This is a genomic window from Streptomyces sp. 13-12-16, from assembly GCF_002114215.1.
Lineage (GTDB): Bacteria > Actinomycetota > Actinomycetes > Streptomycetales > Streptomycetaceae > Streptomyces.
The window spans coordinates 1-836 of the sequence record NZ_NCTE01001342.1; the positions used below are offsets into that span (position 1 = coordinate 1).

Sequence of the window (836 nt, forward strand, 5' to 3'; positions counted from 1 at the left end):
GTTCCACGCACCACACGTGGTGCTCGGTCAGCACGCGCACGGAGCTCGTGGCGAGCCGGTCCCGCAGCCCGGCCCAGGTGCGCCACCGGTGGTGCAGGGCCCGGGGGCGTTCCGCGCGGAGTCCGGCGGCGGGCTGCCGGTAGAACTGCCCGCCCGGTTGCGGAGCCGCGTCGACCAGGGCGACCCGCAGACCGCGCCGGTCCGCCGCGAGGGCCGCGGCGAGTCCCGCCGGTCCCGCGCCGATCACCACGAGGTCAGTCCGCACGGCCCGTCCCCTCCTGGCTGCGGATCACGTCGCCCGGCCGGGCCGGGACCAGACAGGCCCGCTGGTCGGGGCGGTCGTTCACGGTGACCAGGCAGTCGAAGCACACCCCGATCCCGCAGAACACCCCGCGGGGGCGTCCGCCGCCCCGGGTGGTGCGCCACGAGGTGATGCCCGCGGCCCACAGCACGGCGGCGACCGTCCGGCCGGGCAGTGCCTCGATGCTCCGTCCGTCGAAGGTGACCTCGAAGGCGGGTCCGGGCGCCGCCCCGGCGAGTTCCAGCGGATTCACCGCTCGGCCTCCTTCGTCGTACGGGGGAAGCGGTCGGGCCGGAACGGGGTGAGGTCCAGTTCCGGCGCCCCTCCGGTCAGGGCCCGGGCGATCAGCAGGCCGGTGCCGGTGGCCAGTCCGATGCCCGCGCCCTCGTGGCCGCACGCGTGGAACAGTCCGGGCACCCGGGGGTCGGGTCCGATCGCGGGGAGGTGGTCGGGCAGATACGGCCGGAAGCCGGCGTACGCGCGCAGGGCCCGGACGCCGGACAGGAAGGGGAACAGGCGGGGCGCCCCCCCCCCC

The 836-nt window shown here is 77.0% G+C and carries 3 protein-coding genes; all 3 read right to left on the minus strand.

The window, feature by feature from the left end:
• Window positions 1-265 (minus strand): FAD-dependent oxidoreductase (locus B7767_RS40700; RefSeq protein WP_143652941.1); only part of this gene is annotated, 265 nt, incomplete at its 3' end.
• On the minus strand, window positions 255-554 hold the full coding sequence (locus B7767_RS40705; RefSeq protein WP_085576289.1) for a (2Fe-2S)-binding protein: 300 nt from the start codon (window positions 552-554) through the stop codon (window positions 255-257). The genes B7767_RS40700 and B7767_RS40705, both read right to left, overlap by 11 nt.
• On the minus strand, window positions 551-836 hold a 286-nt coding region (locus B7767_RS40710), incomplete at its 5' end, for an FAD-binding oxidoreductase (protein ID WP_143652942.1). The genes B7767_RS40705 and B7767_RS40710, both read right to left, overlap by 4 nt.